Genomic DNA, 14,914 nt, shown 5'->3' with positions numbered 1-14,914 from the left:
CAGACGTGCTAAGCCTCGGCTGGCCAAGACTGCCATGGAGGGAATCCCGCAAATGAGTCTCGACTACGAAGCAAGGCTGGAAAGGCTGCTGGCCCGGCATGGCGACCTCGTGCTGAGCGCCGGCCTCAACGGGAACTGCCACGTGCTGCACCGGCGCGACCAGATCCTGGTCCCGCTGGCCCAGGCCGACCGGGCGCACCAGGCGGCGGACCAGTGGACCGAACGCCGCGAGGACCTCTTCGAGGTCGGCGTCACCCGGCTGCACCTGCGCCCCGAGGCGGGCGTCGACGTCTGCGAGCTGACGACCGACCTGCGCGGCCACAGCGACGGCCCGATCTCCGCCTCGCTCAACCACCTGATGCAGACCGCGCCCGACTACGGCGGCGGCCCGTTCAACCTGCCGCAGCCGGCCGCCTCGCTGCCCAAGCCCTCCGCGGGCAACCCCGCCGGCCGCCGGGCCATCGCCGGCATCCTGGACACCGGGATCGTCAAGCACCCCTGGTTCGCCGACACCGACTGGTTCGCCCTGGTCACTGCGGACCAGCTCGACCCGATCCCGAGCGGCTCGCACTACGAGCCGGACGCGCAGACCGGCCACGGCACCTTCGTCGCGGGCATCCTGCTGCGCCAGGCGCCCTCCGCGTTCCTGATGATCGAGCGGGTGCTCGACGACGACGGCATCTGCGACGAACTGCACCTGCTCGGCCGGCTGGCCAGCCTGCACCGGCGGATCACCGCCTCGGGCGAGACGCTCGACGTGCTCAACCTCTCGCTCGGCGGCTACAGCTTCGACAACCTGCCCTCACCGCTGGTCTCCGACGCGCTCGCCCGCTTCGGCAAGCACACCGTGGTCGTCGTCGCCGCCGGCAACGACGGCTCGAACCGGCCGTTCTGGCCGGCCGCGCTCAAGGGCTGCGTCGCGGTGGGCGCGCTGGAGACCGACGACCGCAGGGCGGAGTACTCCAACCACGGCTGGTGGGTGGACGCGTGCACGGTCGGATCCGACGTCGTCGGCCCGTTCATCACCGACAGCACCCCGGATGGGCGGCGCTTCAACGGCTACGCCAAGTGGTCGGGCACCTCGTTCGCGGCGCCGCGCGTCGCCGGAGCCGTCGCCAACCTCATCGCGTCGAAGCAGATGAGCGCCTCCGAGGCTGTGGACTTCCTGCTGGACCGGGCGACCCGCCAGACCCGACCGGACTTCGGTGTAGTGGTCGAATGACCCACCTGGTGGATACCCTTTCCCGCGCTGACGATCAGGTCAGAGCGGGAAAGGGGATGGGTGTGGACACCGACACGAGCACCCAGGAGCTGCTTGCCGCAGCAGCCTGTGGCGACCAGACGGCGTGGGACCGGCTGGTGGACCGGTTCGAGCGGCTCGTCTGGTCGATCGCCCGCGGCTTCCGGCTCTCCGACGCGGACGCCGCGGACGTGTGCCAGACGACTTGGCTGCGGTTGGTCGAGCACCTGCAATCCATCAACGACCCGGATCGGCTGGCCGGCTGGCTGGCCACCACCGCCCGGCGCGAGGCCATCAGCGTGTTGCGCAAGCGCGACCGCGAGGTGCCGATCTTCGACGGGCCCGACGAGGAAGACGGCGACGAGGACCAGGACCCGGAACGACAGGCGATCGCCCAGGACGAGTACCGCGAGCTGTGGAACGCCTTCGCGGCGCTGTCCGAACGTTGCCAGTGCCTGTTACGGGTGTTAGCGGTGTCGCCGCTGAAGAGCTACGCGCAGATAGCCGAAGCGCTCAAAATGCCGGTCGGCTCGATCGGACCGACCAGGGCACGCTGCCTCGGCCAGCTGCGAGCAAGACTCGCCGCCGTCACGTAACCCGTCCGCGATACCGGCACAGCCGGGCAACGCCACGACTCAGCCGTCCTACCGCATCGGGGGAATGAGGATATGGAAAGCAACCGCTCAATCGGCGAGAACGTCGAAGACGCCAAGCTGCTCAGACGTGTCGGTGCGATGCTCGATCACCTCGATCCCGTTCCGGACGCGGTGAGGGCCGCGGCGAGATCCGCCTTCGCCTGGTGCGACATGGACGCCAGGCTCGCCAGGCTGATCGACGAGGAGCTGCTGGTCGGCTCGGCCACCCGGGCGCACGGCGAGGCGAAGCTGCTGACCTTCGAGGCCCCCGGGATGACCGTCGCCATCGAGGCGACCGAGATCAACGGCGCCCGCAAGCTGATCGGGCAGCTCGTGCCGTCCGGCCCGCACCACGTCGCGCTGGAGACCGCGGCGCAGTCCGGCCAGCAGCTGACCGCGCCGGTGGACCACCTCGGCCGCTTCACCCTGACCTCGGTCCCGGCGGGCCTGATCAGACTGCGGTGTACGTTGCCCGACGGCGCCCAGGTCGTGACTGAATGGGTCGACACCTGAGAAGCTGAGTCCGTGACCACGGCCGCCGCCCCAGACCTCGCAGCCCGCCGACTCCGGGAGGCGTTGCAGCTCATTGAGGAGGTCAACCGCAGCCCGCGCGCGGCCAGGGACAGAGCCACGGCGCTGGTGGACGCGGACCGGCAGGACGAGGCGGCCTGTGTGGCGCTGCGGGCGCTCGGCCTCGCGCACAGCTGGCTCGGCGATGTGCCAACCGCCCGCGCGACGCTGCGCCGATCGGTCGCGCTGGGCGAGCGCAAGGGGTACCGGTTACGCACCAGCCAAGCACGCACCTCGCTGCTGGTGCTGCTCGCCGAGGCCGGCAACACCCAGGCGGCCCTCGCCGAGGCGACGCTCGCCGAAGCCGAACTCGCCTCGCTCCCCGACGGCAAGCTGGAACTGGCCAGGCTCCAGGTGAATCTCGGCCTGGTGCTCCAGCGCATCGGGAGGACGGCCGAGTCGCTGGCCTGTCACAGCGCGGCCGAGCGGGTGCTGCGCGAACACGGCGACGCCCGCTGGGAAGCCATCATGCTCAACAACCGCGGCATCCTGCTGGCGTACCGGGGAAATCACGCCGAGACGAAGCGGGATCTCACCCGCGCGAAGCAGCTGGCCTCCGACAACGGCTTCAAGGCGCTGTATCACCGGGCGCTGTGCAATATCGGCTTCGCAGCGGTACGCGCGGGCGATCTGCCCGGGGCGCTGCGCGGCTTGGACGAGGCACGGCTGGTCGGCGAGCAGATGGGCAGGCCCATCGAGTCGGTGCTCTCCGACCGGGCCGACGCGTTGCTGGCCGCCGGGTTGGCCGAGGATGCCCGGCACTACGCCGAGCAGGCGGCGGAAGGCCATGACCGCAACGGTTTCGTCCTGAACGCCGCCGAGGCGCGGCTGTCCGCCGCGAACGCGGCGCTTGCTGCGGGCGATGCCGCGGCGGCGGCGCAGTACGCGCACGCGGCGCGGATCGCGTTCACCCGGCAGCGCCGGCCGAACTGGGCGTCCTGGGCGCGGTCGGTCGAGCACGCGGCGCGGTTCGCCGCCGGGGAGCGCAGCGCCCGGATACTCCAGGACATCGTGCGCAACACCGCGCAGCTGGAGCAGGCCGGCTGGCTGGTCACGCCGCAGGAGAGCAAGTTGCTCGCAGCACGCACGGCGCTGGCCATCGGGCGCACGGAAGAGGCCGCGGAGCTGTTCACCCAGGTGGCGTCCGCGCGTAACAGCGGTCCAGCTCGCCTGCGCGTCGTGGGCTGGGAGGCCGAGGCCGCGCTGCGCGAGTCCCGGGGCGACGCGGCAGGCGCCGGGCGGGCAGTGGACCGGGGGCTGCGGGTCGCGGCGGACTACGTCGCGACACTGGGCGCCACCGATCTGCGGACCGGTGCAACACTGCTGGGCGCGAATCTGGCGGCGACCGGGCTGCGCCTCGCCCTGTCCGGCGGCTCGGCCAGGCAGGTGCTGGTGCGCGCCGAGCAGTGGCGGGCCGCGTCGCTACAGTTGCGGCCGGTGCGCCCACCGGACGACGCCGCGTTCGCCGAGCGCCTCGGTCGGCTGCGCGCCGTGATGATGCAGATCAGCGACGAGGGACTGGCCGGCAAGAGCGTGCGCGGGCTGCAAACCGAGCGGGTGCGACTGGAACAGGAGGTCAAGGAGTCGGCTCAGTGGGCGCCGGGCGGGAAGTACGCGCCGCAGCCACGGCTGGATCTGACCGCGCTCAGCGAGAAGCTGGGCGAGCGGGTGCTGGTGGAGTACGTGCGCGTGGAGGACTCGCTGCACGCGGTCAGCCTGGTGGACGGGCGCTCGCGGCACTACCATCTGGGCTCGTATAAAGCAGTGCTCTCCGAGTTCGAATCCCTGCGTTTCTCGCTCGGGCGGATGGCCAAGCGCTACGGGTCGCCGGCCGTGCAGCAGGCGGCGCAGGCCGCCTACGCGTATGCACGCCGCGAGCTCGACGACGCCCTGGTGCGGCCGCTGGCCAAGCAGATCGGCGACCGACCGCTGGTGCTGGTGCCCACCGGTTCGCTGCACGCGCTTGCGTGGCCGGTGCTGCCCTCGCTGACGGGGCGGCAGCTGACGGTCTCGCCGTCCGCGCGCTCCTGGCTCACCGCGGCGACGGGACAGAAGGCTGCGCCGCAGGGCCAGGCCGGCGGGCAGGTGGTGCTGGCGCACGGTCCGGGCCTGCCGCACGCGGAGGCGGAGATCCGCGAGCTGGCCCGGCGTTACCCGCTGGCCAACCCGCTGATCGGCGCGAACGCCACGGCGCGGACGGTGGCGGAGGCGCTGGACGGGGCGCAACTGGCGCACATCGCCTCGCACGGCCGCTTCCGCTCCGACAACCCGCTGTTCTCCAGTCTGGAATTGGCCGACGGGCCGCTGACCGTGTACGACCTCGAAGGCATGCGGCGCGCGCCGGCGATGCTGGTGCTCTCCGCCTGTGACACCGCGCTGGGCGGGATCCGCCCCGGTGACGAGCTGATGGGCGTGGCCAGCGCCGTGTTCGCGCTGGGCACCCGCACGCTGATCGCCTCGGTCGCCCCGGTGGGCGACGAGGAGACCCGGGCGCTGATGAACCTCTTCCACATCGGTTTGGGCGCCGGGCTATCGCCGACTCAGGCACTGGTCAGCGCGCAGAAAGAGGTACCGGACGCGCGCGGCTTCGTCTGTTTCGGCGCGGGCTGAGCCCGGCTCAGTCCTGGTCCATGTCCGCGTCCGTGTCGTCGTCGGAGCGCGAATAGCCTTCAAGGAAACCGCGCGCGCGTTCGGTGCGTGGATACGCGTCCAGCAGCGCCCAGAAATCCGGGCCGTGGTTCGGCACGATCAGGTGTGCCAATTCGTGCAGCAACACGTAGTCGACGACGTACTCGGGCAGGCCGCGAACCCGGTCGGAAATCCGGATGGTGCCGTCGACCGGCGTGCACGAGCCCCAGCGCGACGCCTGGTTGCCGACCCAGCGCACGGACATCGGCCGTGCCCGGCCGCCGAGGTACTGCGCCGAGAGGGCGTGGGCGCGGCGGGCCAGCTGGGGCTCGTTGAGCGCGGTGCGCCGTTCCCGCCGTTCCAGCCGGTCGAGCATGGCGCGAACCCAGCGCTCCTCCTCGCCCGCGGACATCTGCGCCGGGATGAGCACGACGGTCCGGTCGCCCTCGCGGTAGGCGGACACGGTGCGGCGGCGGCGTGACGAGCGACGCACCTCGACGGCCGGGTCGGCCGCCGCGGTCCCGGCCGCGTGGCGATCTGGGCGATCCGCTGCCATGTCAACCAAATTAGCGGCTGAACGCCGCCTGGGCCCGTCTTGTCGGCGCAACGGCGCCGAAAACTTGTCCACAGACCGTCAGACGCGGGATTCTCGAATATTCTTCAAGATTCTTTCGCGTCGCTGGTCAGCCGGGCTGCCGGACGGTCATGCACAGGGTTTTCCACAAGCAGAGCCGAGATGTCCACAGGGACGCGCCGGACTTTCCCCAGGTTGTCCCCAGAGTTATCCACAGCCGTCCGTGGGACTCAATTGACGCTCGACCCCGGCAGACCGTAGCGTCGCTCCCCGGATGCGGGGCTCTCGGAAAACAGCTCTCGCCCCCGTGGCTTTGCGCCCGGTGGTGGAGTGTGCGCCTGGGGGCCCCGCGGCGTGTTGCCGGGGGTGAGTTGTTGTGGGCGTCTCGTGCGGGGCCGTGGCGTCTGTGACGTATGGGGTCAGTGCGCGGGATGCTTCTGATGGGGTGTTATCCACGCGCGGGGTGGCCGAAACGGCGAGCCCGGACAGCGACCTTTTCACGCCCTCGGGCGAAGTGCGGTAGCACAACTCACCCGAACGTGCGTAGCGATTCGTGGTTCCCCCGCGGGCGTGGTCCACGATGCGTGTGCGGTGAGTTCTCTCGCGTAGGGTGACCTATCGTCCTTCGCCGCCGGGTCCGGCGGACCGAAGCGCATAGCCGCGTTCAACCGCGAAAAGCCAGGAACACAGGAGGGCCGAACATGGCCGAGACATACACGGGCGAGGCCTACTGCGTGAAGTGCAAGGAGAAGCGGCACTTCACCGGAGAGGTCAAGGTCAACGATTCAGGGCGCCGGATGGCCCAGGGCACGTGTCCTACTTGCGGCACGAAGGTGAACCGGATTCTCGGCAAGGCCTGACCCGGACGGTAGCTCAGGGGCGCCGGACGCACGCACAGGACGTCCGGCGCCACGACCCGGACACGGAGGGGCTCGAAGCACGATGCGACCGGTACTCAAGCCGGCGCTGAGCCGGATCTGGCACGACGGGCGAACCCTCCAACTCGGCCGGGGACCGGCCACCACGCACCGCTACCGGATGACCGCCGTCGTGCGCGCCGTGATCGACGCGCTGGACGGGACCAGGGACACCGAAGCACTGCTCGCTTACGCCGAGCGCATCGGGGTAGCCCGCGACGACACGCTCGGCCTGCTCGACCAGCTGGCCGCCGACGGCTGTCTCGACGACGCGGCGCTCGACACCTCTGTACTGGCCGCGCTGAGCCCGGCCGAGCGAGCCAGGCTCGATCCGGATCTGAGCAGCCTCGGCCTACGGCACCGGCTGCCCGGCGGCGCGGTGCGCGCCCTGGAACGGCGGCGCGGCGTGACGGCGGCCGTGTACGGGCTCGGCAGGGTCGGGGCACAAGTGGCGCTGCGGCTCGCCGCGTCGGGCGTCGGCACGATCGTGCCGCTCGACTCGGCCACCGTGAAGCACGAGGACACCGGGCCGGGCAGCTACCGGGACGGCGACGTCGGGGCGCGGCGCCAGGATGCCGTGGTACGCGCCGTCCGGCTGCTCGCCCCCTCGGCGACGTTCGTTCTCCCGGCTCGCCGCACGGGCCCCGACCTCGCGATCGTCGCACCCGGGGAACGCCCGCCCACCGAACTGCTGGCGGACCTGACCGAGCACGTCGTCCCGCACCTGGTCGTCGAGGTCTGCGAGGATCGCGCCGTCCTCGGCCCGCTGGTCGTGCCGCGTCGCACGCCGTGCATCCGCTGCCGCGACCTCTCCCGTGCCGAGCGCGATCCACTCTGGCCCCGCACCAAGGCCGGACTCGCCGGCGACGGGGCTACGTCCCGGCCGGCTTGCGACACGACGCTGGCCGCGCTGGCGGCCAACCATGCCGTGCTGCACGCGCTGGCCTTCCTCGACGGGCAGACGCCGCCGAGCATCGGCGCCGTGTGGGAGTTTCCGTTGCCGTACGCGCTGCCCGAGCGGTTCGTGGTCCCGGCGCATCCGGCCTGTGGTTGTACGTCGGGCGCACGCCCTCGTCCGAGCCTCGATCCATTGCGCACCGCACCGCCCTCACCCGTTGGCGACCTGGCAGAATGGACCATGTGAGTGATGTGCCGCGCAGCGCCGTAGCCCGGACGGCGAAACTGGCCACGCTGCCGCTCGGGCTGGCCGGGCGAGCCACACTCGGACTGGGCAAGCGGATCGGCGGCGCGCCCGCCGCGGCCGTGGTCACCGAGGTGCAGCAGCGCACCGCCGAGCAGCTCTTCCGGGTGCTCGGCGAGCTCAAGGGCGGGGCGATGAAGTTCGGCCAGGCGCTCTCGGTCTTCGAGGCGGCGCTGCCCGACGAACTGGCCCGCCCCTACCGCGCGGCGCTGACGGGGCTTCAGGAGAACGCGCCCGCGCTGCCCGCCGCCTCCGTGCACAAGTCGCTGGCCGCCGCCTTCGGGCCGCACTGGCGGGCGAAGTTCGAATCCTTCACCGACCGGCCGGCCGCCGCGGCGTCGATCGGCCAGGTACACCGCGCGGTGTGGCACGACGGCCGCGACGTGGCGGTGAAGATCCAGTACCCGGGCGCGGGCAAGGCGCTGCTCGGCGACCTCAACCAACTGGCCAGGATCTCCCGGCTGTTCGGCATGCTGGTGCCCGGCATCGAGGTCAAGCCGCTGATCACCGAGCTGCGCGCGCGGATCGCCGAGGAGTTGGACTACGCCGCCGAGGCCGCCGCGCAGTCCGCCTACGCGAAGGGCTACGCCGACGATCCGGACATCACCGTGCCGGACGTGGTCGAGCAGGCGGGCACCGTCCTGGTCACCGAGTGGCTGCCCGGAATCCCGCTGGCCACGGTGATCGCCTCGGGCACGCAGGCGCAGCGCGACCGTGCCGGCACGCTGCTCGTCCGGTTCCTGTACTCCGGCCCGCAGCGAGTGGGTCTGCTGCACGCGGACCCGCACCCCGGCAACTTCCGGCTCGTCCCGACGTCGGACGACGCGAACCCGGACGAACCTGACGGCTGGCGGCTCGGCGTACTCGACTTCGGCGCGGTGAACCGGCTGCCGGACGGGATGCCCGAGGCGATCGGGATCGCGCTGCGCGGCGCACTGGCCGGCAACGCCGACGAGGTCGCCGAGACGCTGCGCACGGAGGGCTTCCTCAAGCCGGGCACGCAACTCGATCCGACGGCCGTGCTCGACTATCTCTCTCCACTGATAGAGCCGTTGCGCGTCGCGCGGTTCTCCTTCAACCGCGAGTGGCTGCGCCGCCAGGCCTCGCACCTGGCGAACGGAAAGAACCCCGCGGCATCGCTCGGCAGGCGGCTCAACCTGCCGCCGAGTTATCTGTTGATCCACCGGGTGACCATGGGCGGCCTGGGCATCCTGTGCCAGCTTGGCGCGACCGTCCCGGTGCGCGGGGAACTCGGCGCCTGGCTGCCGGGATTCGCCGGCGAGTAGTGCGGAGCGTCAGGGCCTGAAGACCTGGTCCATGAAGAGCTCCAGGTTGGCCAGGGCGCGGTCGACCTGCTCCTGGACGCTCATCGACTCCTCGAAGCGCGCGCCGAGATCGGAGACCTTCTTGCCGCGCACGTACAGCGGACAGGCCAGATCCGCGCACATGTAGGTACCGACCGAGTTGCCCTGACGCCCCGCGGCACCGGCCTTGGCGGCCGAGAACAGCGACACGCCGGAACCCGGGTGGCTGGTCAGGCAGATCGAGCACACCGTGGTCTTGATCAGCGCCCTGCGCACCCCGGTCGGCGCACGCATGCTCAGGCCGGCCAGCCGGCCGCGGTGCTCGGCCACCAGGTAGCCGCGCTCCGGGGCCTTCGGGTCGCGCCAGCCGAGGAAGTCCAGATCCAGCCAGGGCAGCCGGGCCAGCCCGCGCGGCGGATCGATCCGGGACGCCTCACCCTTCGAGCAGTTGACGAAGGACTCGCGCAGTTCCGCCTCAGTGATCGGGATCACGGTCCGACGCTAGCAGCCGGGAAAGGTCGCGCGCACACACGGTGCTGAATCAGCAGGCCGGAGCAATCGGCCGGATCAACCGCATTATCACCGAATCGTCCAGCGCACAGGGCGTCCGGCCCGGAGCGCTGTCACCCGAAGTTCACTACGCCTTCGCATGCCTCCCGCATGACACCGCATTACTTCTGTGCTGTCGTCGTATCTGGCCGCCGGACGGCGGTTCACACATCAGGACGCTGAAGTCTCGACCTTGGGAGAGAAACGGATGCGAAGCACGGGAAGGCTGGGCCGCAGCCGCGGCCTAGTGCCCTTTATCGCGGTGGCCATGGTCGCCGGCACCTCGGCGGCGGCCGCGCAGGCGGGGACCGCGCAGCACGGCGCCGGGAGCGCGGCGATCACGACCGCGGATCCGGGCTGTGTGCTCAGTCAGCCTGACAGCTCCATCAAACACGTCATCTACCTCCAGTTCGACAACGTGCACCTGACTCGGGACAACCCGAACGTGCCGAGCGATCTGGAGCAGATGCCGAATCTGCTGAACTTCCTCACCGACAACGGCACGGTGGACTCGAACCACCACACGCCGTTGATCGCGCACACCGGCAACGACATCCTCACTTCGATCACCGGCCTCTACGGCTCGGACCACGGCCAGCCGATCTCGAACTCGTTCCGCTACTACACGCCGAGCGGGGCGACCAACTCGGCGGCGTCCTTCGCGTACTGGACCGACGGCGTCGCCGACTCCTCCACGCCGACGCCGGCCGACACCGCGCCGGAGATGGTCACCCAGGCCGGGAAGAACACCCCGGCCCCGTGGGTCGGCTACACCCGGGCCGGCTGCGACTTCGGCTCGGTGTCGACCGCGAACACCATCCTGGAGAACACCAAGATCGACATCCCGAAGGTGTTCGGACCGGGCTCGGCGCAGGCCGCCGAACTGGCGGCGAACCCGAACCTGGCCTTCGCCGACTTCGTGGGCATCGGCGTGCACTGCGCCAAGGACTCCACGCTCTGCGCGAACTCCTCGAACGCCAAGCCCGACCTGCTGCCCGACGAGCCCGGCGGCTACGACGGATACCAGGCCCTGTACGGCGCGAAGTACACCAACCCGGCGATCTCGCCCGCCGGCCCGGTCACCCAGGTGGACGGCACCACTGCGATCATCGACCCGGTCACCGGCGTCAACGGGTTCCCCGGCTTCGACGGCATGAGCGCGGCCAACAGCCTCGGCTACGTCGCGCAGATGCAGGAGGCCGGCGTCCCGGTCACCTACGCCTACATCTCCGACGCGCACGACAACCACAACGGCGGCGGGGCCTACGGTCCCGGCCAGGCCGGTTACGTCGCGGCGCTCAAGTCGTACGACACGGCGTTCGGGCAGTTCTTCACCCGGCTCGCCAACGACGGGATCGACAAGTCCAACACCCTGTTCGTGGTGACCTCCGACGAGAACGACCACTTCGTCGGCGGCGCGCCGAGCCCGGCGAACTGCGACGGCGTGACCGTCCCGTGCACGTACTCCACGATCGGCGAGGTCAACGCCAACATCAGGGGCCTGCTGGCGACCCAGCAGAACAACACCACGCCGTTCGGCGTCCACTCGGACTCGGCGCCGAACTACTGGCTCAACGGCAACCCGGCGCAGGCCGACCCGGTGACCAGGTCCTTCGAGAAGGCGGTCGCAGCGGTCACCGCGACCAACCCGATCACCGGCACGACCGGCCCGGTCGCGAACTACCTGGCCGACCAGGCCGAGATGAAGATCCTGCACATGGTCAGCGGCGACCCGCTGCGCACGCCGACCGTGACCGAGTTCGCCGATCCGAACTACTACGTGTACGCCGGCGCGCCGAACTGCACCTCGCCCTGTGTGCAGGTCGAGTCCGGATTCGCATGGAACCACGGCGACTTCGCGCCGGACATCAACACCACCTGGCTCGGCCTGGTCGGCCCGGGGGTCAAGCACCTCGGCGTCACCAACGCGGTGTGGTCCGACCACACCGACATCCGGCCGACGATGATGGCCCTGCTGGGCCTCAGCGACGACTACAGCTACGACGGTGTGCCGCTGATGGGCTTCCTGGACCCGCGCACGCTGCCAGCGTCCGTGCGTGCAGGCCTGGGCCTATGGGAGTCGCTGGCCGCGGTGTACAAGCAGCTCAACGCCTCGGTGGGCGCCTTCGCCACCGCGACGCTGAAGACCGCGACGGCGGCGATCGAGTCGACCTCGGACGGCGACGCGACCTACCTTCAAACCGACGCGGAGCTGACGCAGCTCGGCCAGCAGCGCGACGCACTGGCCGCACAGATCAACCAGCTGATCAACAGTCAGTTCTTCGGCGGATCCGGCTTCTCGCCGTCGTCGCACGCGGCGGTCTCGCCGGACGGCATCCAGGGCACGGGCCACAACAGTATCCCGACCCTGATCGCGGCGGCCGACGCACTGACCGCGAAGGCGTGAGGGCAAGTCCCGGCAACCGATAACAGTGCGGTCGCCGCACCAAAGTAAGCGGCTCGCCCGCCCGGAGATTCCAGGCGGGCGAGCCACAGGGGCCGTATCGGTCGGCCCGGCGTCTGTGCGCCGTGTTACCGCATCAACTGCTGAGCGAGAGCACGCCGCGCACGCAGCGCCGCTCTCTGGAGGCGGTGCTGCTCCGCTTGTCGTAAGCGTTCGCGGTGCAGTTCTTGGATCAGCTGATAATGGGTGTGGATCATCATGTTGCTCCTGACACGCACGTCGGACGGGTTGGCGTCACCGGGGACCGGGGTAACGAACAGATCTGTCGTGGACATCTGGGTGGTCGCTTCCTGATTTCGGGAGTGTTACTCGGTAGTTGACTCGCGCCGTGGGACTAGGCCGCGACGGCGACGTCGGTCTTGCGCGGACGGCCACGCGGCCGCTTGCGGGCGACGATCACGCCCTGAACGAACAGCTCGCCGCCCCAGACGCCCCACGGCTCCTTGCGCTCCTGCGCGCCGGAGAGGCAGGCCTCGCGGATCGGGCAGGCAGTGCAGATGCTCTTGGCGAACTCGACGTCCGCAGGCGACTCGGCGAAGAACAGCTCCGGGTCGGTGGAGCGGCAGGGCAGGTCGTCGGCCAGCGGGACCGGCTCGAAGACGGTCAGCTGCATCGTGGATTCCTTCCTCTCGGCTTCGGCGCCGCCGGCTGCGGTGCCGTAGGTCGGTGCGGTGGTGCCAGGGGTGTCGCTGCGGGTCTCGAGCGTCGTCGTCTCGGTCAACTCGCCGTCTTCCTCGGTCGTGATCTGAAAGTGGCTCAGGTCCCGCCGCCCCGTCGCACCGCCGGCCGAGCCGGGGAACGAAGAAGGCCGCGGATCCCGGATATCGGGTTCCGCGGCCTGGAGGTCGCTTCGGCTGACCGTAGTCAGGCCGGTGGTCTCCAGGAGCGGGGGTCCCGACGGGACATCAGGTGGAGCTGGTCCTGCTGCTTGCCATAGTCATTGCTGCCGATGAAGCGCTTGCCGGCGGCCGTACCGCTCGGAACGTCGTGACCCGGTCCATCGGCTCCGCGGCGCGTCTCGGCAGCGGCCGGGACGGCATAGCCGACACCGGTGGCCTCGACGCGGCTCGACGGTCGCGCCAGTACGGCCGTCCAGGACGGAGCGGCAGCCACGGCGAACCGGGAGACGAGGGCGGGAACGTTCAAGACGGCGGCTTCCCGCAGCGACAGGCGGGCAGGCGGAACCGTGGCGAACTGGATCGCCGCGATGGGCATCGCGTTGACTGGTGTCACGTGGGTCTCGCCTCCTGCCTTTGCTTGACCGTCACCGGGGGCGAGCCGATGACAGCGGAATCCGTTTTTCCTGCGGTGGAGCGGGGCCTGTCTCCCCACTGCGCGTGCTGGAGAGGCTAGGGGAGCCAAGCTTGCCGCGCAAACCATTTTTGACCTGCGCGTTTTCGTGCTCTTCGACGCGACGAAACCGCCGTTCGCGTCGTCCTGCGTTGCGTGGCGGAAGAAATCCCGTGGGCCGTTCGAGCGTCCATGACGGCGTTCCCCCGCTATCGCCCCACTATCCTGTCATGGTTGAACGGCAGTGTCACCCCTTGCCGGACAATCTTCTCGGCGAGAATCCGGCAGAGCACGACTCGGTAAAGACGGCAACGGACGGGAACGACGATGCGGCGCCTCGCGTCTTCTAGGACTGTGTCGACCAGCACCGACTCATCTCCGCCCGCCACGCAGGCGCACGCCGGGATCGGTCCTCCGAATCCACGTCCGACCAAGACGCCGCCGCGCCCGATGAAACGCTTCGGGGCGTTATGGAACGCGGCCAGCGCGCGACTGTCGCACCTTCCGACCACTCCGGCCTGGCGCCGGATCAAGTTCACGGCCGACAGGGTGTTGCTGGTCGCGGTGCTGGGGGCGATCGGGTGGACGGTGGTGAACGGGGTCTTCGTAGCCCAGCGAGCAGCGACCGATCGCACACAAGTCCTCGTGCGTCTCGGCGGACCGCCGACGCTCGGGCAGTCCGTGACCCCCGGCAAGGAGTCCGCGAACGCCGCGCCGCCTGCCGTCGTCCTGAACGGCGTCCGTTCGGCGCGAATCGAAATCGCCATCGCGAACGACGCCACGGACGGGGTCTCCCTCCAGGGCGGAACGCTGACCGGGCCGTACCTCTCCGGGAACACCAAGCTGGAGCCCGACAACCACGATGGCTACGTCATGGGGCACGGCACGATCCACCTGGTCGGAACGATCACCGTGGACTGCGACGCAGCCGCCCCGGTCACCCACGCGCTCGTCGCCGGGCGACAGGGCACGGCCCAACAGGTCACAAATCTCACAGTCACATTGACCGACACGGACGGGGCGCTGCACTCCGTGATCCTCACCGTCGACACCACGGCGCTCGCGATTCAAGGACGGGTGTGCGCGCGATGAGCAGCGAGACAGCGAGCAACGAAACAACGGGAGTGACGGGACCGGTGGGGGCAACAGAGGCGACGCGTCGCAGCCGCCGAGGCCTGATCGTGCTGGGGGTGCTGGCGCTGATCGTGGGGGCTGCCAGCAGTTGGGCGTACAACGCCGGGCTCCCGACGCGACAGGACAGAGACAACGCGGTGATCCGTGCGTCAACGAATCCGTCGACGTATGTCACGCCCGGCGACTACAACAACCTGACGGTGCCGATCCGCAACGACAGTCCGTATGCGGTGACGATCGTCGGCCTGTCTCTACCGACCGCGCCGCGACTCGAGTGGAACGGCGCGTGGACAGTCGTCCAGCCCGGCGAAACCGTCTCGCTGGAAGTGAACGCGCCGTTCGGCTGCGCTGCGATCCCGCACACGATAATGCACCCCGCAGCCGTGCTGGTGCTGTTGCGCGTGCAGA

General features: G+C 70.1%; 14 protein-coding genes. 10 read left to right on the top strand and 4 right to left on the bottom strand.

The features are described from left to right. The first annotated feature begins 52 nt into the window (after nt 1-52). The 4 genes from VGS97_RS22240 to VGS97_RS22225 all read left to right on the top strand — a co-directional run bounded on the left by VGS97_RS22240 (nt 53) and on the right by VGS97_RS22225 (nt 5,055). Complete coding sequence (locus VGS97_RS22240) at nt 53-1,222, top strand: S8 family peptidase (RefSeq protein ID WP_326855559.1); 1,170 nt, start codon at nt 53-55, stop codon at nt 1,220-1,222. 62 nt (nt 1,223-1,284) lie between these two features. Continuing rightward, on the top strand, nt 1,285-1,836 hold the full coding sequence (locus VGS97_RS22235) for an RNA polymerase sigma factor (RefSeq protein WP_326855558.1): 552 nt from the start codon (nt 1,285-1,287) through the stop codon (nt 1,834-1,836). Between the two features lie 72 nt (nt 1,837-1,908). Next, a complete protein-coding gene (locus VGS97_RS22230) occupies nt 1,909-2,388 on the top strand; it encodes a hypothetical protein (protein WP_326855557.1) in 480 nt (159 codons plus the stop codon). Between the two features lie 12 nt (nt 2,389-2,400). Further along, nucleotides 2,401-5,055: a CHAT domain-containing tetratricopeptide repeat protein gene (locus tag VGS97_RS22225; protein ID WP_326855556.1), complete on the top strand. Its 2,655-nt coding sequence runs from the start codon at nt 2,401-2,403 to the stop codon at nt 5,053-5,055. Nucleotides 5,056-5,062: 7 nt separating this feature from the next. Here the strand turns inward: VGS97_RS22225 and VGS97_RS22220 are convergent, their stop codons facing one another. After that, the gene (locus tag VGS97_RS22220; protein WP_326855555.1) at nt 5,063-5,629 is read right to left on the bottom strand and encodes a M48 family metallopeptidase; all 567 of its coding nucleotides are present in this window, start codon (nt 5,627-5,629) and stop codon (nt 5,063-5,065) included. Nucleotides 5,630-6,348: 719 nt separating this feature from the next. Here VGS97_RS22220 and VGS97_RS22215 point away from each other — a divergent pair. The 3 genes from VGS97_RS22215 to VGS97_RS22205 all read left to right on the top strand — a co-directional run bounded on the left by VGS97_RS22215 (nt 6,349) and on the right by VGS97_RS22205 (nt 9,051). Beyond that, nucleotides 6,349-6,507 (top strand): DUF5679 domain-containing protein, encoded by a 159-nt coding sequence (locus VGS97_RS22215; protein ID WP_326855554.1) that lies wholly within the window; start codon nt 6,349-6,351, stop codon nt 6,505-6,507. 82 nt (nt 6,508-6,589) lie between these two features. Then, complete coding sequence (locus VGS97_RS22210; protein WP_326855553.1) at nt 6,590-7,708, top strand: ThiF family adenylyltransferase; 1,119 nt, start codon at nt 6,590-6,592, stop codon at nt 7,706-7,708. Beyond that, nucleotides 7,705-9,051, top strand: coding sequence for an AarF/ABC1/UbiB kinase family protein (locus VGS97_RS22205; protein WP_326855552.1), 1,347 nt, complete (start codon nt 7,705-7,707; stop codon nt 9,049-9,051). Before VGS97_RS22210 ends, VGS97_RS22205 begins: the two co-directional genes overlap by 4 nt. A 9-nt stretch (nt 9,052-9,060) precedes the next feature. Here VGS97_RS22205 and VGS97_RS22200 read toward each other — a convergent pair whose 3' ends face one another. After that, complete coding sequence (locus VGS97_RS22200) at nt 9,061-9,561, bottom strand: FBP domain-containing protein (protein ID WP_326855551.1); 501 nt, start codon at nt 9,559-9,561, stop codon at nt 9,061-9,063. Nucleotides 9,562-9,826: 265 nt separating this feature from the next. On the opposite strand from VGS97_RS22200, the gene VGS97_RS22195 reads away from it, so the two are divergent. Further along, the gene (locus tag VGS97_RS22195) at nt 9,827-12,025 is read left to right on the top strand and encodes a hypothetical protein (protein ID WP_326855550.1); all 2,199 of its coding nucleotides are present in this window, start codon (nt 9,827-9,829) and stop codon (nt 12,023-12,025) included. A 391-nt stretch (nt 12,026-12,416) separates the two neighbouring features. Here VGS97_RS22195 and VGS97_RS22190 read toward each other — a convergent pair whose 3' ends face one another. Further along, a complete protein-coding gene (locus VGS97_RS22190; RefSeq protein WP_414641792.1) occupies nt 12,417-12,803 on the bottom strand; it encodes a WhiB family transcriptional regulator in 387 nt (128 codons plus the stop codon). Between the two features lie 143 nt (nt 12,804-12,946). Then, nucleotides 12,947-13,297: a hypothetical protein gene (locus VGS97_RS22185; RefSeq protein WP_326855549.1), complete on the bottom strand. Its 351-nt coding sequence runs from the start codon at nt 13,295-13,297 to the stop codon at nt 12,947-12,949. A 429-nt stretch (nt 13,298-13,726) separates the two neighbouring features. On the opposite strand from VGS97_RS22185, the gene VGS97_RS22180 reads away from it, so the two are divergent. After that, nucleotides 13,727-14,464 carry a hypothetical protein gene (locus VGS97_RS22180; protein ID WP_326855548.1) on the top strand — a complete coding sequence of 246 codons (738 nt, stop codon included), beginning with the start codon at nt 13,727-13,729 and terminating at the stop codon, nt 14,462-14,464. Beyond that, nucleotides 14,461-14,914: hypothetical protein (locus tag VGS97_RS22175; RefSeq protein WP_326855547.1), on the top strand; the 454-nt coding region annotated here is incomplete at its 3' end. The genes VGS97_RS22180 and VGS97_RS22175, both read left to right, overlap by 4 nt.

Origin of the sequence: Actinocrinis sp., assembly GCF_035946395.1 — a bacterium.
Taxonomy (GTDB): Bacteria; Actinomycetota; Actinomycetes; order Streptomycetales; family Catenulisporaceae; genus Actinocrinis.
The sequence above is the reverse complement of the archived record's forward strand: the minus strand, read 5'-3'. Positions and strand labels throughout refer to the sequence as shown.

Bases quoted from the DNA above. Each gene is read 5' to 3' on its own strand.
- VGS97_RS22240 (WP_326855559.1), top strand. From the start codon at position 53: ATGAGTCTCGACTACGAAGCAAGGCTGGAAAGGCTGCTGGCCCGGCAT.
- VGS97_RS22230 (WP_326855557.1), top strand. From the start codon at position 1,909: ATGGAAAGCAACCGCTCAATCGGCGAGAACGTCGAAGACGCCAAGCTG.
- VGS97_RS22220 (WP_326855555.1), bottom strand. From the start codon at position 5,629: ATGGCAGCGGATCGCCCAGATCGCCACGCGGCCGGGACCGCGGCGGCC.
- VGS97_RS22215 (WP_326855554.1), top strand. From the start codon at position 6,349: ATGGCCGAGACATACACGGGCGAGGCCTACTGCGTGAAGTGCAAGGAG.
- VGS97_RS22210 (WP_326855553.1), top strand. From the start codon at position 6,590: ATGCGACCGGTACTCAAGCCGGCGCTGAGCCGGATCTGGCACGACGGG.
- VGS97_RS22195 (WP_326855550.1), top strand. From the start codon at position 9,827: ATGCGAAGCACGGGAAGGCTGGGCCGCAGCCGCGGCCTAGTGCCCTTT.
- VGS97_RS22185 (WP_326855549.1), bottom strand. From the start codon at position 13,297: ATGCCCATCGCGGCGATCCAGTTCGCCACGGTTCCGCCTGCCCGCCTG.